Genomic DNA, 19,836 nt, shown 5'->3' on the forward strand with positions numbered 1-19,836 from the left:
GATCTTCGCCTCGCAGATCCGACCCAACTAATTCTGAAAGCCGACCTAACCCGTGGAATCGGTCGATGTCGTGATCTATTTTGCGGACGAACCGGAGTGCCTCCCTTCAGGAGCGCCGGTTGCGATAACGAGCATTCCAAACGGAGAAGCGACCAGTCGGCTTCGCGCCGGATATCGGTTGCTCTGGCGGTCGTCGCAGAATTCTGAAATCGGACAGAAAGTTTCGAGCATCGAATTCAGGCCGGCGTTGCCGATGAGCGCATCGGGTCCAAGAGGAACAGCTTGTATGCCGGGCGGAAGCCGGAAGTGTCTATTTTTGTGTCGTTTCAACGGCGTAGGCGTTATTCAGGAACCGTAGGTCAAAGAAATTGTCAAAGTTGCGGTCGTCCGGCACCTCTCTGATTCTGCCCCGCCCTGAGAGAAACCGCGCGATCGGATGGAGTGATCGTGCAAAGGCACCTGCATTTCCGTCTTGTCCCAGATATGCCGACGTCAATTGCTGGCGGCAGGGCAGGACTCCCGTGCCGCGCATCATTCGCGCAGCCTCCTGTGGATCGACACCCAGCTCGCGCTCGACGATTTGCGCCGTTTCCTCGGGGTGGTCATGCCAGAACGTGATCGCAGCGCATTCCGCTTGTACATAGCGGGCGACCAGTTCCGGCCGCGCCTCGGCTAGCGCCTTGGTTACTACGGCGATGTCGCCAACAGCCAGGCCATGTTTTGCCATGTCGCGATTGTCTATCAGGATACGGCCGCCATCTGCTACCATCTGATGAAGTGCCGTCTCCCAAAGCCAGGCGCCATCGATCTCTCGCCGGTCCCATGCGGTCCGCGCTTGCGATGGTGTCATGTCGACCAGCGTGACGGCATTTTCGGGAATATGTTCCAGCCGCAACAATGACAGCAGGAGATAGTAGGACGTCGACCCGAACGGAACCGCGATCCGCTTACCCGAAAGATCGGTGGGTGCGGAAATGGGGAGGTCGGCCCGCACGACCAAGCCTTCGACGCTGCCCAGCATGTTGAGGATGAAGAGGCCGCGATAAGGAAGTCCGGCCGATATGCCCGCCGCAGCGGGGGGTGTGCCAACGGCTCCGAAGTCGATCCGGCCGGCGGCAATGGCGGCGTTGACCTGTCCGCCCGTTTCGAACGGCACCCATTCGACTTTTAGCCCGGCCCGCTCGTGGAGGCCGAGCGCCTTGCTGACCAGTTGCGCGTTGGCAAGGCGCAGATAGCCGACGCGGATCGTTCCGGAAGGCGCCTCGGGCGCTGCCGCTATCGGTGATGCAAGGGCGATTGCGGCGATCAGGATCGCAGCAGACACGCGCTTCACAGCTCCCTCGCGAAGAAGGCGGTCATTTCGCTCATGAAGGCCTCGGCATCGCCGGGCCGGCTGCCGATCGTCACGCCCTTGCGCCCAAAACCGGCCTTGGCGGCATAGCTCGTGAAATCCTTCGCCGTCAGCGCCGGGTCGGCTTGTCCAGTGCGTGGATCGATATAGATGCCCGTATCGGTCATGTAGATGGTCGGAAAGGTCGTGGAGGTGATCGCCCCGGGGATCGGCGTCGGCGGGACGTCTGCCCTGTCGAAGGCGTGGAGAGCGCCGGGCACGATCCGCATCGACGCCGCCTGGCCGCCGACGATCATCGCGTGAACCGCATCCTGGCATTGCTGAAGCGACACCCAGTCGTCGCGGTCGCCCTGAAGGACGAGCAACGCCGCCCCTCCGGACAGGCGCGCCGACTGGAACTGCGTCCCGCACCAGGGATAGCCGGCGACCACCGCGCGCAGCCCCTTGCCTGGCCCCAGCACCGCCTCGGCAAAGGGCGCGGCGGCGGCCATCATCACGGCCGTGCCGCCACGGCTTCCGCCGAGCGCGCCGATCCGCGCCGGATCGATGTCGCCTCTGGACTGGAGATAGCGGACCGCCGCCAGCACGTCATAAGTGCTGGCGACCCAGGTCAGCCGTCCCTGATCGGCGATGGTGTCCGCGATTCCGCGCGCGCGGAACGGATCGATGAGCAGTACCGCATAGCCTGCCGAATTGAGTGCGGCTGCCTCGGCCAGATGGTGCGTGCCGATATTTCCACTGCCCGGCACCATGATGATCGCGGGCAGTTCCTTCTCGCGGCGGACCGGGAGGAATATCTGCGCATTGAGTGTCACCGCCGGTCCTGTTTCCCCTTGAATCGTGGCCGCCCACTCGGTGGGCGTGCGACTTTCGAACGAGATGATCGTTCCTTTGATACCGTTCGAAAGCGTGACTGGCGCGGAAGCAAAGCTTGCGCCGCTGACGGTCGGTAAGGGGGCGTCCGCCCCGGCGGCGCCCGACGTCGGGCTGAGGCTTGCCAGCAAGGTTGCGGCCAGTAATCGTACAAACATCGAGTATCTCCCCATTCGCGCATGCAAGAAGGCGAATATTGGCGCATGGCCTGCCGGGGTCTGTCTTCAGGGGAACAATTGGATCACTCGCCACGCGCAAATTGTTCGAGCGCGGCTACATCCCGGACGACGATGCGCCCATAGCCCAGCTCTACCATGCCCCGGCTTGCGAGATCGCGCAGTATCTCGTTGATCCGGGGGCGCGTGGCACCGACCGACATCGCCAACTCCTCCTGACTGATATGGTCCAGCGGCGACACCGGCCCCGCATCCTCGCCATAGGGCCATCGACCGAGATCGCAGAGACGCGCGGCGACTCGCTGGACGAGCGGCAGGCCCATGCCTTCGATGATGAACTGAGCCAGCTTTCGCTCCGCCGCCAGTTCGGGCGCCAGCAGCAAGCGGTATGTGGCGACGTCGCGCTCGAAGATACGCGCCACGTCGGCAGGAGCCAGCGACAAGGTCCGGGCGCCATATCTCGCAATGCCTGAATAGGCGTGCGGCAGGCCGTCGAGGCAGCTCAGATAGCCGACCCACTCACCGGGATGGATGACGCCCATGATGACCGCCCGGCCATCGCGCGAATGGCCGACGACACGAATGTCGCCGGAGAAAACGCCGTGCAGGCCGGTCGGCGGGCCGTCTTGTTCGAACAGCGCCGCGCCGGGCGCGATCGTGCGCACGCTGCTCGCTTTGAAAACGGCCTGACGCACCGCTTCGGGCAGGGTCGCAAGCCAGCCGCCGCTGCGCAGCATCGCTTCGAATACAGCGGCTTTGTTCACCATCGAACCAATTGTCTCCCCAGGAACAGTCGCCGGCGATGCTGCCATGTAGCGCCATACAAGCACAAGTCGATGACCCGAAGCGCGCGGACGCATCAGGCATCCCGGTTCGCAGGAGGCCGTCCGTGCAGCATCAAGGGGGATAAGATGAACCGACCGAACCGCAACCTGTTTGCCGCCCTGTCAGGGATTTCCTGGCTGGCGCTTTGCCCGCCTGTCATGGCACAGCAGAACGAGGCGCCCGCCACGGCCGTGTCGGAAGAGGATGGCTCCGCCCCGGGTGACATCGTGGTCATGGCGCGAAAGCGGGAAGAGCGGCTTCAGGATGTGCCGCTGTCCATATCGGCAATTTCCGGCGACACTGTGGCCAATGAGCGGTTGTTCCGCATCAGCGACTATGCTGGAAAAATACCGAACTTCTCCGCGCTTCAGCAAAATACACGTACGTCCGGCCTCTATATCCGGGGCGTGGGCGGCAACGCCAACAATGACGGCGCGGAACCGGGCGTCGGGCTCATCGTCGACAATGTCTTCTTCACCCATGTGGGCTTCAGCTGGCTGGACTTCGTCGATCTCGATCATGTCGAGCTGGTGCGCGGGCCGCAGGGAACGCTGCTTGGCAAAAACACGACCATCGGTGCGCTGGTCGTTACCACCAAGAAGCCCAGCTTCGATCCGGGCCTTGAGCTGGAAGGCACGGTCGCCAACCGCAATCGCTATGAAATCCGGGCCAATGCGACAGGGCCGATTGCAGGCGACACGCTGGCCTACCGGGTCACTTTCTATAACACGAAGGGGGATGGCTGGGCCCGCAACGCATATAATGGCCGCAAGCTGCTGGACCTCAACCGCTGGGCGGTGCGCGGCCAATTGCTGTTCGAAAATGGCAACGTGACCAATCGGGTCATCGCCGAACATTATGAAACGTCGGAATATAACAACTTCTATTCGCCCTTCGCCGACGTCAATACGCTGAATGACGGCACCGTCCGCAATGGCTGGGAGCGGAAGATGCGGACCCTGTTCGGTTATGACCCGAACTATGATTTCCCCAACAATGCCAATTCCGATCAGCTCGGCCTGATGAAATCGAAGACCAACGGTCTGTCGAACCAGCTCGATGTGGAAATCGGCGATCATACGCTGACCTCGGTCTCGGCCTGGCGGGACTATAGCTATCGGCCCGATCATGACTCGGACCTGTCGCCCTTCTCGATCCTGAAGGCGGGGTTCGACCTCGACGTATCGCAGCTGTCGCAGGAAATCCGCCTGGCCTCGCCCACCGGCGGCGCGTTCGATTATCAGGTCGGCGGTTATTTTCTGCGCGAGAAGATCGACAGCAACAACCGCTCGCGGTTCCAGAAGGACGCGACCACCTATTTTCTCAGCCCGCTTTTACCGGCGTCGGTGCTCGACGGCGTGGAATATGACCAGTTCGGCCGCGCCAGGATCACCAGTTACGCCGCGTTCGGCCAGGCGAGTTGGCACGTCACCGATCGCGCGACGCTGACCGGCGGCCTGCGCTACACCATCGAGACCAAGGAAGCCTCCAATACGGGCAGCAGCTTCGGCGGAGAGACGCTCCCCGCCGGGCTGGAACCCTACCGCGCCGCGCTGGTCAGTGCTTTTGGCGGTCCTTTCCTTGTCGAAGGCAAACGGACCTACCGCTCCTTCTCCTGGCTGATCAATCCGTCCTACAAGCTGACCGACGATATTCTTGCTTATGCCTCGGTCAGCTATGGTGAAAAATCGGGTGCGGCCAATCTCTCTGCCCTGCCGGGCCGGCCGCTTTTGATCGATCCGGAAAAATCGACGGCCTATGAGATTGGTATCAAGACCAGCTTCGCCGATCGCCGCGGCACGTTCAACGTCGACCTCTACTGGAACGACATCAAGGATTATCAGGCGGGACAGATCGATCCGGACCGCCTCGCACTAGGCACCTATCTCGGCAATGCCGGCTCGGTTCGTATGCGGGGTGTGGAATTCGATGCGGCTTACCGCATCGATCGGCATTTCAACCTGTCGCTGAGCGGCGCCTATAACGATGCGATTTACAAATCCTATGCCAACGCGCCGGCACCGATCGAATATGGTTCCGGCATCCTCGACCTGTCCGGACAACGAACCGGCGCGCCGAAATGGTCGGGGCAAGCCAGCCTCAACTATGAAGCCCCGGTCACGTCGAACCTCAACATTTCGGCATTCGTGAACCAGAGCTATCGCAGCCGGACCAACCTCCTCAATCCGCTGTCCGTCTATGGCGAGCAGGAGGGATATGGGCTGACCAATGCCGGACTGGGCATCAAGGATCCCGACGATCGCTGGTCGGTGCAGATCTGGGGCCGCAACCTGCTCGACAAGATCTATGCCGTCGGCATCCAGTCGGCCAATCCCGTGGCACCCTTCTTCAAGATACCGGGCGATCGCCGCACGTTCGGCCTGACCGTGAAGGGGCGCTTCTGATTGGGTCTGACATAGACGTCACGATGGGTTTCGACCAGCATATGGTCATCTTTATCCCTTCACGCTCCGTCAAAAGCTTGGCGCGATCACCGCGACCTCACCTTGGTATGCGGCAGAAATGCGCCTCATGCCGGTCGTTGAGGCGGTCGCTGAACAGGGCCCGAAAGCAGACGATAGGGCGCCTGACCATCGATGACGTGCTTGTGCTTCGGGAGGCCGAGACATCCCGCGGCGATCTCGAGAGCCTACGTGCTACTGTGGTAAGGCCGTCCTGATTTATTGTCTGTGCAGCAAAGCTAATCGATCTTTTCGTTCCGCTTCCCACTTGATTTCAGACCAAAGCCAAAGTTCGTCGTCTCGAACAACGACACGCGCTTTGCCGGTGCCGGTAGGATCGAGGTGGGAAACCATATTGGAGGGCGCAACAAGCCGTCCGTTGTCTTCCACGCTTATGTGCAAGTATCGATCAAGTGCTGCGAGCGCCATGTCACTTTTTCCCGACGATGCCGCGTCGATGGCTTTCCTTACTAGTTGGACAACCTCGTTGCCGTGATCTTCCCATGCATCAAGCTTTGCTCTGCCATTCGGCTCTAACGTCGCAAGGAGGCCTTGGGCCGTCGCGCTTTCAAACCAGGTGAGCCGACGACGAACGGCTGCGGGCATCCCAAGACGTCCCTTCGATCCGAATTCGATCACTTCGGTCCACGTGTGCGGATACAGACCCGCAAATGGATTCCAGCTGGGAGGTCTGCCTTTCATGGGACGTTATGGGATAAAATAGGCTGCATTTGTCCACAGACTTATCATCGCGGTTATGCACCAATGCAATAGGGCAATTCATCGATATTTTCTTGTCCCGGTTCAATGACTCTGGCACAGCCTGCGAAGTATATGGGGAAAAATATGTCGCACGCTTGTCAGTACCGTTCATTCTCTCCCCAGCCGCAGAGTCGGACGGCGGCGGAAGATTATCTTTGCTGGTCGCGAATGCAGGCTGAAGCTGGGCAAATGCTCGACGCGATTATTGCGAGGAAGGAACGCGAGCGACGCGCGGGCGACGGTCTTTTCTTCTGGGGCGTCGGCAACGCACCGTCCCGCGCGATCAGCGCCCTCGCACGGATGCGGCTCCCGGTTCCGGTCATATTTTCAAAGATGAAATCTAAGCCCAAGGCCGTTGACGTCGCCCCAACCCGGACGGTGGTCTGGCGCCAATATATCGATGAAAACGGAATAGAGCGACCGCTACCAGAAAGTGCGCTCGTCACGAGCCGAGGAGATAGCGCGGGGGGCGCTAAGAACCGGCACTACGCACTTATGTGCTTCTCTGACGCGCCGTTGAAAGTACAGCGCGGCATACCTTTCGATCCCTCGGCGTTCAGAAATGCAGGTGGAGTTGGAGCTCCAATCGGCGCGTCGCAAGTGACCGCGCTGCTCCGCCAGGTCAACGAGCCCAACTCTTCAACGGACTATGAAGCCAATGTAATGGCATGGCTGACGGGTGGCTACTGGGTGAAACTTGCTGATCCGAGCGAGCTTACGCGAGATGTGATCGAGGAGATCGCCGAGTTTGAGGGCAACGAAGAGGAGTGGATCGCGCTCGCAACTCGTGTCCGGGGTTCCCCGAGCCAACGTCCAGTCTCACAAAGCAGCGAGAGGCTTTTGCTTTAATCGCTCTTCGACATCCCCGCGTGGTCGTGCTACCCGGCAAGTCCTTTGAATGGCTATGGGCGGAAATTGGACCTCGATAGTTCAAAACTTCGGCGCGGGCTTCGTGAAGCTGGCCTCAGCGATCAAGTAATCGACGCTGCCTGGCCTTCTTGGTGGCGCGACGAACTCGCCGCAGATCCGTCCGGGCGAGCAGAGTTGCGCTTTGCGCTTGCCAGAAAACTCGGCGTATCCCCCAAGGGTCTGCTGGGCGAACGTGTCGAGTTTGTTTGGAACGATGAGGCTAAATTCAAACATCTTTCCACTGAAGATGGAGCGCAGCGCGCGGCGCTGACGTCGTTTGGCGTGACAATTGGCCGAATGCTGGTTCGAGCGACGCCGAGGCCGGGAAGCTTGGAAGGTCTCGACGCATTCCTCATCCGGGAGGCCATGCTGACAAGCCAGCAGTTCGTCGATCTTGGCGGTCTTTTGGCTCTCTGTTGGGCAGTGGGGATCCCCGTCATTCACCTCAGGGTGTTTCCCCTCGAGGCGAAATCGATGCACGCGATGGTCGTGCGGGTCGACGATCGGTTTGCGATCCTGCTCGGCCGAGATGCAAGTTATCCAGCCCCAATCGCTTTTACCTTGGCACACGAGCTTGGACATGCCGTCCTCGGCCATCTGCGCGACGCCCCTGCCTTGGTAGATTTGAAGGATCCTGCGACAGTCGTTGAACCTGATGACCAAGAGAGCGAAGCTGATCAATTTGCGTTGTCTCTGCTGACAGGGCGACCCGATCCCGAGATCACAACAAGCCTTACAAGCTTTAATGCCCCTACTTTGGCGGATGCAGTAATTCGGGCGGCGCCCTCGTATCACATTGAGCCGGGTACCTTGGCGCTATGTGTCGCTCATCGTACCGGAGCTTGGCCAATGGCGATGTCTGCGCTGAAGTTCATTTACGGCCAACCCGGTCCGATCTGGAAAGACGTCAACGCATATGCAGGCACCCAGATCGACTGGGGTGAACTCGGGTCCGAAAGCGCAGAATATCTTCAGAATATTATGGATATTCGTGGCTGAGCCTGTCCTCCTAGACAATGACGTGGTTTTGAAGGCATGCGCCTACCAGAGCCACGCTGAAGCCTTGGCTAGGACAACGATCGATGAACTGCCACCTGGCATCCTGAAGATTGCAAGATACACGCTTCAGGCCGTAATCGCACGGGCCAGCAATCTCGTCGACCGCGAGTCTGCGGCTCGCGCTCTCGATATCTTTCTCAACGAAGCCATGCTTCTCGAGCCGTCTGACGGCGAGATCGAACTTGCTGCCGACCTTGAAGAAAGAGCCGCGGCGGCGTCATTGGAGTTCGATACCGGCGAGAGCCAGTTAGTCGCAATTATGATCTCGCGAGGCTGTCCTCTTCTGGTGACAGGAGATAAGCGCGCGATCATCGCGCTATCCGGGATTTTGCTCGCCGAGGCCCATGGCCGGGTGGCGTGTTTTGAGCAGTTCATGATGCTCCTGACCGCGATGATCCCTCATGACGAGCTTCGACGTCGCGTCTGTTCCGAGCCCGGAGCAGACAAGGCGATTGCAAACTGCTTCTCTTGTTCGGCTCCAGCCATCGGCCTCGAAGATATCCTTAATGGATTGCTGAGCTACAGCGAGCACCTTCGGGGGGCTTCTGGCGAGGTGTTGATCGCCGACGACCGCCTACTGGCGATAGTTTCGTAGAAACACCGCGTAAGGCTCCATCATTTCCGCAATCAAGTTGATTGGCCGCGCAGCCTTCCCAGCATCCTCGTTTGTCAGTTCCGGTTGAGGCAGAACCTCCAAGCACGCCTTGTCTACTCGGCCGTTCACATATCGGCTTCCGAGCCGTCCGCTACTTGGCCCGACCGGGACGACCGTCTGGTTCAGCGGCAGTATGAAATCGGCCATCTGCAAATCTTTGATCACCAAAGCGTATCGAGAGCCACGCACTTCGATAGCATCAGGAATGGGCGTCCAATTGAGACCGTCCACCGATGACTCCGCTGCACATAACGGCTCGGCGAAATGGTTGGATTCCATTTCTTCCATGACCAAATGGATTGGTTCTCGCCGCTCGGAATAGGTTCGCGCGAAAGGCTGCACCATTGTGCTCGGATGGCAGGTATTTCCGCCATAGCCCCAGAGAGTATGACCGACTTTCTCAATCTCCGCGCGTTTTCGGGCGATGATTTCCGCGAGACTCTCCTGTGCATGGGTACCGACTTTCATGAACAGCAGCGCCGCTCCGGGATGGATGATCTCGCTCATTTATTCTTCTCCAACAGCTCCAGAGCATATTCTTCCTCGGGAGCTTTACCATAGTCGGGCTTCTTCTTCTCCCTGACATAGTGCACCCACGGCTCTTGCGAGCGGCCATAGAAGTTCTTGAGTTTTTCTGGATCCGTAACGGCCTGGCTTGGCCGCAGTCTTTTGGCGTTGCCGGGCCGCGCACTAACGAAGAGGTTGCAGGATTTCAGATCGGGCGCGTCATCTAGATGATATTCATGCAATTTTCGTTGCATACGCGAAACGTAGAAGCCCGCTTGCGAGGCGTAGGCCTGCACATTGCCCAACACTTCCTTGGGCCAAGTAAGCTCGTCATCGTCGGCGATGACGATCATACCTTCGCCCTCGAAGTTTACCGCTTCGATTCCTCGCTGCACAAATACATTGACGCTTTCGCCGCCGTTCGACGCTCCCCACGGGGGATTGGTATAAAAGCAGTCGTATTTTCGGCGATCGGGAAAGGCGTCCAAGCAGTTATAGAGTTCCGCATCTAGGTTCTCGAGCCGTTCGCGATCGGCAAATCTTTTGACGGCCTGGACTGTACGCTCGTCGAAATCGTATACCGTGATCTTGCTCGGACCAAAATCCAGCACGTCACGCGCCTGAAGATAGGCCACACATACGCTTACAGCGTCGCCGTCACCTATGAACGCCAATCTTTTGCCGTTGGCCCACTCTGCGACAATCTCGCTCTGCATCACCATGTCACCGGTCTTCATGTGGATCTGATCGAATTCGCGCAACGGCCGCGGTCGATTTTGCACGACATCGGAAACCGCATTTACCGCCATCCTCAAATCAACTTGTTTCATTCGGACCCCTCCGAGGTTTTTACTCTGACAGTCGGATAGCCAGCTTATCAACTAGTGTCGTTTGATCGACGGCCGTGTCGAACATGTAGACTGGGCAACCTACTGCAATTCCGAATGTGCAGGCGACTGACGCTTGGGCGAAGCTATGCATCCTTGCCTCTTCGATCGATATCGATGGCCGACCGGCTGGGTCGCGTGCAATCCGTTCGACTGTGAGTTCTGGAGCCACATAAAACAACCAGATCTCAGTCGGGTGGAGGCTTTGAAACCGGTCGACGGAAAAGGCGGTTACGCGGAATCCATAATCCTCTTTTGTAACCGGATGGCTGTCGATTACAGTGTGTCCGCGAAGCCTGCTCGCTACGGTCCAGCTCAGCAGCTCATCGTCGAGCTCATCAATGTCGGATGGCTGCGCAACACTGGCAGAACGAGTCCGAAGTTCATCCTGATTGCGCAGGTCTGACCCGCGGTTTTTGAGGAAGTCTGTCAATCGACTGCCATATTCCCACACATTAATCCCAGGCACCTTCTCGCTAAGAAGCGCCATCGTTGAGCTCTTGCCGGAGGCTGGCGCGCCGGTGACATAGATAACTTTGTAGGAAGGCAAGCAACTTCCCCAATACGCCTGCAGGAATGTCGAGAAGGCGCGAAATCCGTGTCTTAGTCAAGAAGAGTTTGAAAAGTTACTCCAAGTTGGTGAGTTTTGTAGCGCTATATATTTGACCGTTGTGCCCTAGGGGTTAGCTCGATGAGCTTGGCTACCAGCATCATTTATCCGGCTTCAGTTGGCGGTGGCGCCTCCAGCGCGTCAAGAAAAGTTAGGACGCGCTCTTTTTCCCCCGAATTGACCGCGATCAAGGGGATGCCGAGGTCGGAGGCGTAGTCGTTCGCGAGCGACTTCGATCTTGCGCATTGACGCTTGAGTTCGGCTAGCGAGCGCTGCGGACGCTTGCGCTTGTCGGTCGTGCGCCGTGCCGCAATTTGTTCGGCCGGTACGTCGATCAATATGATCCCCGCAAGATCCAGCGATGCCATGACTTCGGCCGGTACGTCGATGAGCTCGCGGTCGTTGTCGATAAAACTGTGCGCTTCGAGCAGGACGGGCCTCTTCCATTGCCCGGCTCGGGCCTCGGCCAGCGCACCCGCTAATTCCGTTTGGTTCTCGCGGACATCGTCGCCCTCTGCGGTTCTCAACTTCTCGCCAGTGGTGTGGAATGAACGGCGCAGCAGGCCGCCGGCGCTCAGGCGCAAGTATTCCGGCCGCGCCCGAGCGATGCTGCGCCCGAGATAGCTTTTTCCCGATCCGGAGAGGCCAAGGATCGCAATCACCGGGCCCTTGATCACAGCGCGAATCCGAAATTCATGGATGGAAGGATATGATCCAATCGCGCCCGGTCAATTCGCGTGATCGATTGGGGCGCAGCCTTCAGAACGCCGGACCGGGTCATCTCGGCAAGGCCAATCGGCGGATCGAGATGGCGGATGAGCAGGAAATCGATAACCGCGACGCCGCCGGGCGACTCTTCCGCGATCGCGCGGAGATCCTGTTCCGAATAGACAGAGCGTCCGGCGGTGAACCGGATCAGTTCCTGTGCATCTTTCGCGCGCCGCAAATTCTCGACGACGCCGACCGTCGTCAGGGACTGCGAATTCAGGGCGGCTTCGTCCTTCGACTGGTAGAAGAAGATAACGTCGCCGGCGCGCAGGGACGCAATCTTCGAGCGACAGACATAGACCTTGCGGATGGTGTTTCCTGGCACCCTTCCTGCGTCGCGATCGTCGCGGCTCTCGTCATTGAATAGCGGCATCGGGACTAGCCTCGCTGCCTCAGGGAACAGCTGCCGGTGAAAATGCCACTGAACGGGGATTGCAAAGAGACCGACAGGCGCGTCGATACAGAACCTCGGATATCGCGTCCGGACGAGGCCGGCGGAAATGGGTTCCGGAGAAGCGTCGAGCCTAGCTGACGGAAGCTGCTTCAAGAGGATCAATTCTCCTCCCGAATTCGTGCCGGCAATCTCGAAGCCATATCGTTCTAGAAGTTCGATCAGCATCGTCTGCTTCGGAAAGGTGGTAAGATACACAGCGCCGATGCCGTTGAGCTGGGCGTGCCAGATCGATTTTCGCAGCAGCAACTCGCCAACCTTGTGACCCTGCGCCCGCGTTGCGACTTTCCAAGTGCATAGTTTGAGCATCCGCAGCGATGGATCGAGACCGATCTCGCCTCCATCTTCAATCTTGCGAACGATCAACCCATCGATATGCCCGTCACGCCCACGGATGATCCAGCAGTCGCGATGCTCTGCAACGCATTTGTTGCGCCACCAGTCTCTGAACGGTGGGTAATCCTCTTCGAGGCTGCGAAAAATCGGATCCTCTACGTCTATGGCGTACGCGGGAACATCGCCAACCAAGGCGATATCGTCATCGACGGTATCCTGAAACGCCTTGAGCCATGCGACCGCGTCGGCGATCGTCATAACACGATCGTCGAGCTCCGAGCCGCGGACGCGGCGGTGTATCCCGTCGTCCTGCGTGACGAGAACATCAACAGCGTCGAGCGACAAGGCATGAAGCAGAGCAATATCGACCCGGTCGTTATCATTTCGCGCGGGTCCGTATCGTTCTTCGAGCACTTCCCAAGGAGGGAGTGGGATTGATGCGAGGCACGGATATTTCTCCATGCGCGACGACGAGACTAGGCGGCGGACGGCATTTCGATCGCGATTGAAATCGTCGTGCATCGCTGGATGGATATGCAATGTCACATTGCCCGCCTGACACCGGCGACATAGCTCGGCAGCGACCGGGTCGGTACGCCCGGGGTCCTCGAGCGCAATCAGAACATTCGTATCAATCAGCGCCCTAGTCTTGCTCATGCGCGATAAGCTCGCGATGCGCATCGCGCAGGAAGATATAGGATTGCGGCGCCGTCAAACCGTGCGTGCTCCGCAAGTCCTGAAGCGGCACAGGTTCCTTGTATGTCTTAGGGTTGCTGAGCAACACGGCGCATCCATCTTCGACGCCGGCAAAATAGCTGCGGAAATCTTCTGCCGATATCGCGGCATCCTTGCCGTAAAGGCGCCAGATTTCGTCGGTAGACAGGCACTCGACGTTGTCGATGACGACATGACCGACGACTGCCGCTGTGGGCGATGTCGCGTAGATCAGCATCCGGCTCCCGGCGGCTTCGGAATCAAAGCGGCGACGGAGTTCCACACGCTTTTCTCCTGAAAGGATCAGACGGGCATAATGGCTGTGGATGCTGACCAGCAGCGCCTTCTCTGCATCGCGCGCAGCGACTGCGCGCTGGGTCTCACCCGAAGCCATGCCGTTCACGATTGCAGTTGGGCGCTGAACTGGCCGTTGTAGATATGTTCCACCACGCCCGGGCGATAGAGCGAATTCAGGCGCTGGGTTTCGTTAAAGCGAAACCGCTCCATCAGGGGCTGGAACTCGTCATAGCGCTGAGCCGGAACCGTGAAGAGGGGATGATCGTCGCCGATCCAGTCGATCGCCTCTTCGAGCAGCTCGCGCCCAAGGCCTCGGCCTCGGCCCGCTTCGGAAACCCACAAAGTACAGATCTTTTTCTCGGCAGCGTCGCGCTTGACGATCGCAAGGCCCGAAGGTGCATTCAGCGACCCCTGCCGGAGAATGGCACGCGTACCTCGAAAGATTCCGGGCACCACCTTGCTCCAGTACCAGCTGCTGAAACCCGGGTAGGTCGCTTTCAACGGGGCCAGAGTCGGCCAGACCGCGCAGGCTTCCTGCCATGCCGCAACTCCTTGATCGCGCGCATGGGCGTTGGCGAGGTAGGGCGCAATTGGATGGGTGCAGGACATTGACCCAATGATAGCGATGCAAGGGCGAACTGGGAAGGGGCGCCCGATTATTTCCATCGTCATAGTTTCCGCCACCATCGCTTCAGCTTCGAGAACCACATCGGAGCGAGTGCGGCTAGCCCGAGGATGAAACCCGTAATCAGGTTGGACCAGCCGACGCCGAGCGGACCCCATTCGAAGATCTTGAGAAACCTTGCCAGGCCGGACAGGCCCACGTTGAGAAGAGCGCTACCAACGCCGCCAATCGCAAGCGCAGCCACAAAATAGGCAAGGATCTTGTCCTTCGCGATGCGGAAGCTCGCGTAGGCGATGAAATCGTCAAGGTAGACCGGCTTATTCGTGGCCTTATCTTTTCGCGCAATGGCTCGCCATTGATAGATTATCATCCCGTCAGCGCGTGGCTTTCCGCTCCATTTGCGCGGTGCCGGCTGCCCTACCAGCAGATAGCTCGTCCAGATATCGGGCTCGAGGTGACGCACCTTTCTGAAGTTTTGGTGCTGGCTGCCAAGCTGGTGGTCCTTGCTACGGATGAGAAAATAATGGACCGATTCGAGGCGTACCTGACCTTCAGCAGCCCGCTCGAGGATGACATGCGGAAAGCTTCGCCGCTCGTTCAGACGGAACTCGGTCGTCTCAAGCATGTCTTGCGTGAGCGACAGGCCGAGGCTCGTCGCACCGTCCTCGGTCGTGAAGAGATTCTGCGCATCGCCGTGCAGGAAAATACGCAGCCGGACATAATGCTGCGGGGCCCTGTTCTTCTGGTCGTTGATCCTGGCGCACAGCGCGCTTTTGAGCGTGATCGTCGTCCCGCAGGGTCGGCCTGGAATAGGTACGGGTAGAACCGATATGTCGCGCGCCGGATCGACATGGTGGATGATGCGCCGGCTCGTGTCGGTCTTGATAATGAAGTGTTCGTCAGCCTCGCGCTCAATGGCTGCAACCTCGTTGAACACGGCATTTAGCGTATCGGCATCTTTGAGCGCGTTGCTGAGATCATAAATAGATGCGATCTCGATCGGGGCGGGCAGGTAAAGGTAGAGCCGGTCAAGATCAGCCGTCTCTTCCAGATGGAAGCCGATGTCGAGGAAATTGAATTTCTTGCTTATGTCGCGCCACAAATTGACGTGCAGCCGAACCAACGGCGGAACAATGGGTCGGTCAACCTCTTCTCTCGCGCCGGGCCCCTCGATTGCGCCTGCCTCTTCGCTAGCCTCCGCTTGTGGGCCCGCTGTAGCCTTGTCGCAGACCTCGCCTTCCATGCCGGTGTCCGCTGCGGTGCAGGCGTTGACCCGCTCGTCAGAATCCGGGTCCCGTTTGCTTTCATACCATAGAGCTAGAGTGCCATTCATTGGCAGGTTCATAAACGGGACAGGTTAAGAGTCTAGTCGAAGAAGAACTACATTTTCTGCTTACTTGTCGAGCACCTAATGGTGACTCCGCAGATACGTTACGTCGCCCAACCGGCGGATCGACTGTTATAATGCGGGCACAACTGGCAATGTCCGGTCCTTTGGCTCGGCCACCATAAAACCGCCAGTCTGCTATCGGCCAGAACTGCTTCAAAACAGACTCGTGAGCGGTTGACCAGTTTGACTGTTTGGCCGTGGCAGCGGGAATGGCCGCTTTAGCGGCCCGGCTGCGAATGACGCTCTAGGTCACCGACTCATAAATCGCATCCAGATTTTGGCTGAGGCGAGTTTGACGAGGGCGAGGTAGTTTGCGTCGTGCTTCTCGTATCGAGTTGCGACGGCTCGGAAGTGCTTGAGCTTACTGAAGAAGCGCTCGACGAGATTTCGGTAGCGATAAAGGAAGGCGCTGAATGCCGGCACCTTCCTCCGGTTCGGCAAAGGTTTGATGTTGGCCCAGGCACCTTGTCCGGCGATCTTCTCACGCAGCGCGTCACTGTCATAGGCGCGGTCGGCAAGGAGGATCTGATCCTCGCCGATCGCGTCGAGCATGTCGGCGGCGCTGCGGCCATCATGGGCTTGGCCCTCGGTGAGCTTCAGCATGATCGGCAGGCCGTTCGCATCAACAAGCGCATGGATCTTGGTGGTCAGTCCGCCCCGCGAGCGCCCCATGCATCGGGCTGGAGCGTCGTCCCCAGCCTCGGCTTCCTTCGGACCCCTTTTTTTGCATTCGCGCCATGCTGATGGACGCGGATCGAGGAACTATCGATCATCTGAAGCTCGCCTTCATAGGCTCTCGACACCGCCTCGAAGATGCGGTCCCAAACTCCCGCTTTGCGCCATCGAACGAAGCGGTTGTAGCAGGTCGTCGGTGGGCCATAGCGCTCAGGTATGTCCGCCCAAGGCGAACCGGTTCGAAGACGCCAGAAGATGCCGTTCAGCACCCGACGATCATCGACCCTGGCAACTCCGCGCGGCTTGTTGGGCAGCAACGGCTCGATCACCGACCACTCGAAATCCGACAGCTCGTAGCGACGCACGCTCATCATAAGCTCCCTTCCAGGAGCTTGAATCACGACCACCCCAAAAAGGGAATCCCATTTATGAGTTTGTGACCTAGCCTGAATTCGGAATGATCTCGACCGTCTGGACTGATCGTCGGCTTCCCTCGTTCAGAGGAGGAAGGGGGGTGAGGGCGGAGTGCGTCCAAAGGCTGATCGGCCTTCCGCGCAACCCATCCCACCAAGGAGAGCCACCGTGGCCACGCTCGCACCCACAACTGGAAATCCCGTTTCAGGCGCCTATCGCGTCGATATCTCCCGCGGCCGAAATATCGGGCGCGTATCTTCCGAATGGTTCTCGCGCCCCGACGATGAGCGCTATCTTTCGCTGACCGAGCTTTACGCGGCCGTTCGTGCCCGCGCCGACCGCTCCACCGCACGCGTCGTCGATAGCAAGGAAATCCGCGTCGAGGCGCGCAGCGACAGGCCCGAACGCCTCTCGCTCATCGTCCCCGGCGAGGAACGACCCGTTGCTCCAACCAACTGGTCGTTCGGCCAGCTTTGCAGCCTGGTCAGCGCACCCGCATCCTATCTGCGCGAACTGCCCGCGGCGCTCGCGGGGATCAACCTTCAGCACGGGCTCGTCGCGCACCGGGCCGAACAGGTCAAACTCTACCAGACCCACGATGGACGGACCGAACTGCGCGCTGCCACCGGTCCCGACTATGGCCGGATCTTCGATCACGAACTCGTCGCTGCGGTGATGAAGATCGCCGGAGATGGCGTCGGGCAGACCCGGTGGAAGGTTCCAGGCGTGCTCGACTGGTCGAACATGCACTATAATCCCTATGTCGACGTCAGCCGCGACACGACGACGCTCTATGCGTCCGATCGCGACGTCTTCCTGTTCCTCGTCGACGACACGCACCCGATTGAGGCGGGCAAGCTTCCGAACGGCGAACCCGATCTCTACTTTCGCGGCTTCTACAGCTGGAACTCCGAGGTCGGCGCCAAAACGCTCGGTATGGCGACCTTCTATCTCCGCGCCGTCTGCATGAACCGGAACCTCTGGGGCGTCGAGAATTTCGAGGAGGTCAAAATTCGCCACTCGAAATTCGCGGCCAACCGCTTCGCGCACGAGGCCGCACCGGCGCTCGAGAATTTCGCGGATTCCTCGCCGATGCGCTTCGTGAACGGCATCAAGGCGGCGCGCGAGCGCATCGTCGCCAGGAAGGACGAAGATCGCGAGGATTTCCTGCGCAAGCGGGGCTTTTCCAAGGCCGAGTCCGCCAAGATCGTCGCAACCGTGCTCAGCGAGGAAGGCCGTCCGCCCGAGAGCATCTACGACTTCGTGCAGGGCATCACCGCCTTCGCCCGCACCAAGACCCACCAGGACAGCAGGCTCGATACCGAGGGCAAGGCCCGCAAGCTCCTCGAAGCCGTCCACTGACATCCAGCGCCGCCGGGCGCGATTGTCCGGCGGTCCCCCTTCGAATGAGGAAAACTATGGCCGACGCACGCCACATCCTGCTTGCGACGATGCAGGACCTCATGTCCAACTATCTCGTCGACGAATGCCCCGATCATGTGACGTGGGAAGATTTCGATCCCGATATCGACGGTCTGCGATCCACCGTCATCGACCTGCTCGACAAGTTGCTGTCGCCGACCGCTCCGGCAGATATCATCACCTATGTCGTCGACGTCGATTTCTACAGCGGCGATGACTGCTTCGCGACCGAGGTCTTCACGATCGACGCTTCGACGCCCAATGGCGCCCAGCACCGCGCGCTCGATCTGTCGCTCGATAGCATCTACAATGACCCGCGCGTTCCTGACCTTTCAAGGAGGGCTTCGGCCCAGTCCACCGATGACGGCGCGGGCAGCCCGGAATGATCACCGACCGGACCCAGCGGTGGCGCAAGCGCCGGTGCCGCTGGGTGCCGGGCACTGCGGAAATCGACCCCGCAACCCTGTCCGTCGATATAATCGATACCCGGCGCGAGGCCGCGCCGTTCGTCAGGGAACATCATTATGCGGGGTCGATGCCGGTCGCACGGCTCTCGGTCGGCCTCTTCGCCAATGGCCGCGGTGGACGATCGGAACTCGTGGGCGTTTGCGTCTTCTCGCACCCGGTCAATAATGCAAGCGTTCCGAAAACGGCGGGTCTCGGCGATCCGCGCGCGGCGTGCGATCTTGGACGTCTCGTCATACTCGACAGTCAGGGCGCCAATTCGGAATCGTTCCTGGTGGCACGGGCGTTCCGGCTGCTCCGCCGTGAGAAACCCGAAATTCTGTCGGTCATATCCTATGCCGACCCGGTCAGGCGCGTCGATGCAGACGGACACGTGTTCCTTCCTGGCCATGTCGGCGGCCTCTATTCGGTGATGGGAAGCCGCTATATCGGCCGATCGAGCGCGTGCACCGACCTCATCCTGCCCGATGGCCGCCCCATATCGTCGCGGGCAATATCCAAGATCCGCAATGCCGAATGCGGTCAGAGATATGCGATGGAGGATTTGATCCGAGCCGGTGCCCGCGCGCCGCGCTTCGGCGAGGACCGCGGCGAATGGCTGGCCAGCCTCGAACGCACCGGCCTTTTGACACGGCGGCGCCATCCTGGCTGCCACGCCTATCTCTTTCCTTTGACGAAGGCGGCGGTGCCGAGCCTGCCGTATCCCATTCTCGACCGGGCGGCGACAGAAGGCGACGTCACGAAGCTCCCGCTCCTCGACCTCGCTGCCTAGGCGGTCCCTTCAGCGATCGGTGCTGGCGGCCCCAAAATCCGTTCGTTCAGGGAGAAAGCGAATGCACATCATCCAGATTCAAGGTCGGATCGACGTGCCTGACGGCACCACTCCAATACCAGGCATCGAGAACCAGTTTCGGCTTCCTTCAGGACAAATTGCCTCAGTTCACCCTGTAATCGAACTGGCAATCGGTCCCGATACGGATGACCACCGCGATCTCACCTATTCGGAAGCCGCAAGCATGGGAATCCTCCTCGACCTGTACGATCGAACAGCGACTCTCCGCACATCGAATTGAGCTCAGGCTCGACAATCCAGCACGGCCTGAAATTCTCGGCAAACAGCGACCGATAGCGCAGCCATCGTGGCAGCTGCATGGAGAAGAGGGGGATGGGGCTTGGGTGATCGTCCAATTCAGGAGGCGCCAC

The 19,836-nt window shown here is 59.5% G+C and carries 21 protein-coding genes; 8 read left to right on the top strand and 13 right to left on the bottom strand.

The window, feature by feature from the left end; all coding sequences use genetic code 11:
- Nucleotides 1–310 precede the first annotated feature (310 nt).
- The 3 genes from LH19_RS03425 to LH19_RS28360 form a co-directional block, all read right to left on the bottom strand.
- Nucleotides 311–1,324 (bottom strand): taurine ABC transporter substrate-binding protein, encoded by a 1,014-nt coding sequence (locus tag LH19_RS03425; protein ID WP_158514388.1) that lies wholly within the window; start codon nucleotides 1,322–1,324, stop codon nucleotides 311–313.
- 5 nt (nucleotides 1,325–1,329) lie between these two features.
- Nucleotides 1,330–2,166 carry a dienelactone hydrolase family protein gene (locus LH19_RS03430; protein ID WP_158514389.1) on the bottom strand — a complete coding sequence of 279 codons (837 nt, stop codon included), beginning with the start codon at nucleotides 2,164–2,166 and terminating at the stop codon, nucleotides 1,330–1,332.
- A gap of 299 nt (nucleotides 2,167–2,465) precedes the next feature.
- Nucleotides 2,466–3,167 (bottom strand): Crp/Fnr family transcriptional regulator, encoded by a 702-nt coding sequence (locus LH19_RS28360; RefSeq protein WP_039575690.1) that lies wholly within the window; start codon nucleotides 3,165–3,167, stop codon nucleotides 2,466–2,468.
- Nucleotides 3,168–3,311: 144 nt separating this feature from the next.
- On the opposite strand from LH19_RS28360, the gene LH19_RS03440 reads away from it, so the two are divergent.
- Nucleotides 3,312–5,630: a TonB-dependent receptor gene (locus LH19_RS03440; RefSeq protein WP_158514390.1), complete on the top strand. Its 2,319-nt coding sequence runs from the start codon at nucleotides 3,312–3,314 to the stop codon at nucleotides 5,628–5,630.
- Between the two features lie 276 nt (nucleotides 5,631–5,906).
- Here LH19_RS03440 and LH19_RS28365 read toward each other — a convergent pair whose 3' ends face one another.
- Complete coding sequence (locus LH19_RS28365; protein ID WP_145923337.1) at nucleotides 5,907–6,293, bottom strand: hypothetical protein; 387 nt, start codon at nucleotides 6,291–6,293, stop codon at nucleotides 5,907–5,909.
- Between the two features lie 345 nt (nucleotides 6,294–6,638).
- Between LH19_RS28365 and LH19_RS03445 the strand changes: the two genes are divergently transcribed.
- The 3 genes from LH19_RS03445 to LH19_RS03455 all read left to right on the top strand — a co-directional run bounded on the left by LH19_RS03445 (nucleotide 6,639) and on the right by LH19_RS03455 (nucleotide 9,012).
- Nucleotides 6,639–7,298, top strand: coding sequence for a hypothetical protein (locus LH19_RS03445; protein ID WP_145923338.1), 660 nt, complete (start codon nucleotides 6,639–6,641; stop codon nucleotides 7,296–7,298).
- 66 nt (nucleotides 7,299–7,364) lie between these two features.
- Nucleotides 7,365–8,357 (top strand): ImmA/IrrE family metallo-endopeptidase, encoded by a 993-nt coding sequence (locus tag LH19_RS03450; RefSeq protein ID WP_054732950.1) that lies wholly within the window; start codon nucleotides 7,365–7,367, stop codon nucleotides 8,355–8,357.
- Nucleotides 8,350–9,012, top strand: coding sequence for a hypothetical protein (locus LH19_RS03455; protein WP_054724952.1), 663 nt, complete (start codon nucleotides 8,350–8,352; stop codon nucleotides 9,010–9,012). Before LH19_RS03450 ends, LH19_RS03455 begins: the two co-directional genes overlap by 8 nt.
- Here LH19_RS03455 and LH19_RS03460 read toward each other — a convergent pair.
- The 9 genes from LH19_RS03460 to LH19_RS27655 all read right to left on the bottom strand — a co-directional run bounded on the left by LH19_RS03460 (nucleotide 8,992) and on the right by LH19_RS27655 (nucleotide 16,703).
- Nucleotides 8,992–9,579, bottom strand: a complete 588-nt coding sequence (locus LH19_RS03460) for a hypothetical protein (RefSeq protein WP_054724954.1) — start codon at nucleotides 9,577–9,579, stop codon at nucleotides 8,992–8,994. The genes LH19_RS03455 and LH19_RS03460 overlap by 21 nt on opposite strands.
- On the bottom strand, nucleotides 9,576–10,409 hold the full coding sequence (locus LH19_RS03465; RefSeq protein ID WP_054724956.1) for a bis-aminopropyl spermidine synthase family protein: 834 nt from the start codon (nucleotides 10,407–10,409) through the stop codon (nucleotides 9,576–9,578). The genes LH19_RS03460 and LH19_RS03465 overlap by 4 nt, the downstream gene beginning before the upstream one ends.
- 19 nt (nucleotides 10,410–10,428) lie before the next feature.
- Entirely contained in the window at nucleotides 10,429–11,016 is a 588-nt protein-coding gene (locus LH19_RS27650; RefSeq protein WP_082395399.1) for an ATP-binding protein, read from the bottom strand.
- A gap of 164 nt (nucleotides 11,017–11,180) precedes the next feature.
- Nucleotides 11,181–11,753, bottom strand: coding sequence for an ATP-binding protein (locus LH19_RS03475; protein ID WP_054724960.1), 573 nt, complete (start codon nucleotides 11,751–11,753; stop codon nucleotides 11,181–11,183).
- Complete coding sequence (locus LH19_RS03480) at nucleotides 11,750–13,288, bottom strand: GNAT family N-acetyltransferase (RefSeq protein WP_167346264.1); 1,539 nt, start codon at nucleotides 13,286–13,288, stop codon at nucleotides 11,750–11,752. The genes LH19_RS03475 and LH19_RS03480 overlap by 4 nt, the downstream gene beginning before the upstream one ends.
- Entirely contained in the window at nucleotides 13,275–13,739 is a 465-nt protein-coding gene (locus tag LH19_RS03485; RefSeq protein ID WP_156343995.1) for an ASCH domain-containing protein, read from the bottom strand. The genes LH19_RS03480 and LH19_RS03485 overlap by 14 nt, the downstream gene beginning before the upstream one ends.
- Before the next feature lie 5 nt (nucleotides 13,740–13,744).
- The gene (locus tag LH19_RS03490) at nucleotides 13,745–14,314 is read right to left on the bottom strand and encodes a GNAT family N-acetyltransferase (RefSeq protein WP_167346265.1); all 570 of its coding nucleotides are present in this window, start codon (nucleotides 14,312–14,314) and stop codon (nucleotides 13,745–13,747) included.
- Nucleotides 14,311–15,600 (bottom strand): hypothetical protein, encoded by a 1,290-nt coding sequence (locus LH19_RS03495; protein ID WP_145923341.1) that lies wholly within the window; start codon nucleotides 15,598–15,600, stop codon nucleotides 14,311–14,313. The genes LH19_RS03490 and LH19_RS03495 overlap by 4 nt, the downstream gene beginning before the upstream one ends.
- Nucleotides 15,601–15,906: 306 nt before the next feature.
- A protein-coding gene (locus LH19_RS27655) for an IS5 family transposase (RefSeq protein WP_407696735.1) occupies nucleotides 15,907–16,703 on the bottom strand; the annotation gives its coding sequence in 2 pieces (ribosomal slippage) (nucleotides 15,907–16,331 and nucleotides 16,331–16,703; 798 coding nt in all).
- A gap of 211 nt (nucleotides 16,704–16,914) precedes the next feature.
- Between LH19_RS27655 and LH19_RS03510 the strand changes: the two genes are divergently transcribed.
- The 4 genes from LH19_RS03510 (at nucleotide 16,915) to LH19_RS27660 (ending at nucleotide 19,706) form a co-directional block, all read left to right on the top strand.
- Nucleotides 16,915–18,108, top strand: coding sequence for a hypothetical protein (locus tag LH19_RS03510; protein WP_039575666.1), 1,194 nt, complete (start codon nucleotides 16,915–16,917; stop codon nucleotides 18,106–18,108).
- A gap of 56 nt (nucleotides 18,109–18,164) precedes the next feature.
- Nucleotides 18,165–18,554 carry a hypothetical protein gene (locus LH19_RS03515; RefSeq protein ID WP_052208316.1) on the top strand — a complete coding sequence of 130 codons (390 nt, stop codon included), beginning with the start codon at nucleotides 18,165–18,167 and terminating at the stop codon, nucleotides 18,552–18,554.
- A complete protein-coding gene (locus LH19_RS03520) occupies nucleotides 18,551–19,405 on the top strand; it encodes a Mom family adenine methylcarbamoylation protein (RefSeq protein ID WP_039575664.1) in 855 nt (284 codons plus the stop codon). Before LH19_RS03515 ends, LH19_RS03520 begins: the two co-directional genes overlap by 4 nt.
- 61 nt (nucleotides 19,406–19,466) lie before the next feature.
- Nucleotides 19,467–19,706, top strand: coding sequence for a hypothetical protein (locus LH19_RS27660; protein WP_081997376.1), 240 nt, complete (start codon nucleotides 19,467–19,469; stop codon nucleotides 19,704–19,706).
- The last annotated feature ends 130 nt before the right edge of the window (nucleotides 19,707–19,836 follow it).

It is taken from the genome of Sphingopyxis macrogoltabida (assembly GCF_001314325.1).
Lineage (GTDB): Bacteria > Pseudomonadota > Alphaproteobacteria > Sphingomonadales > Sphingomonadaceae > Sphingopyxis > Sphingopyxis macrogoltabida.

Coding starts and splice junctions, on each gene's coding strand:
- LH19_RS28360 (WP_039575690.1), bottom strand. CDS start 3,167: ATGGTGAACAAAGCCGCTGTATTCGAAGCGATGCTGCGCAGCGGCGGC.
- LH19_RS03440 (WP_158514390.1), top strand. CDS start 3,312: ATGAACCGACCGAACCGCAACCTGTTTGCCGCCCTGTCAGGGATTTCC.
- LH19_RS28365 (WP_145923337.1), bottom strand. CDS start 6,293: ATGCCCGCAGCCGTTCGTCGTCGGCTCACCTGGTTTGAAAGCGCGACG.
- LH19_RS03445 (WP_145923338.1), top strand. CDS start 6,639: ATGCTCGACGCGATTATTGCGAGGAAGGAACGCGAGCGACGCGCGGGC.
- LH19_RS03460 (WP_054724954.1), bottom strand. CDS start 9,579: ATGAGCGAGATCATCCATCCCGGAGCGGCGCTGCTGTTCATGAAAGTC.
- LH19_RS03465 (WP_054724956.1), bottom strand. CDS start 10,409: ATGAAACAAGTTGATTTGAGGATGGCGGTAAATGCGGTTTCCGATGTC.
- LH19_RS03480 (WP_167346264.1), bottom strand. CDS start 13,288: ATGAGCAAGACTAGGGCGCTGATTGATACGAATGTTCTGATTGCGCTC.
- LH19_RS03485 (WP_156343995.1), bottom strand. CDS start 13,739: ATGGCTTCGGGTGAGACCCAGCGCGCAGTCGCTGCGCGCGATGCAGAG.
- LH19_RS03490 (WP_167346265.1), bottom strand. CDS start 14,314: ATGACGATGGAAATAATCGGGCGCCCCTTCCCAGTTCGCCCTTGCATC.
- LH19_RS03495 (WP_145923341.1), bottom strand. CDS start 15,600: ATGAATGGCACTCTAGCTCTATGGTATGAAAGCAAACGGGACCCGGAT.
- LH19_RS03515 (WP_052208316.1), top strand. CDS start 18,165: ATGGCCGACGCACGCCACATCCTGCTTGCGACGATGCAGGACCTCATG.
- LH19_RS03520 (WP_039575664.1), top strand. CDS start 18,551: ATGATCACCGACCGGACCCAGCGGTGGCGCAAGCGCCGGTGCCGCTGG.
- LH19_RS27660 (WP_081997376.1), top strand. CDS start 19,467: ATGCACATCATCCAGATTCAAGGTCGGATCGACGTGCCTGACGGCACC.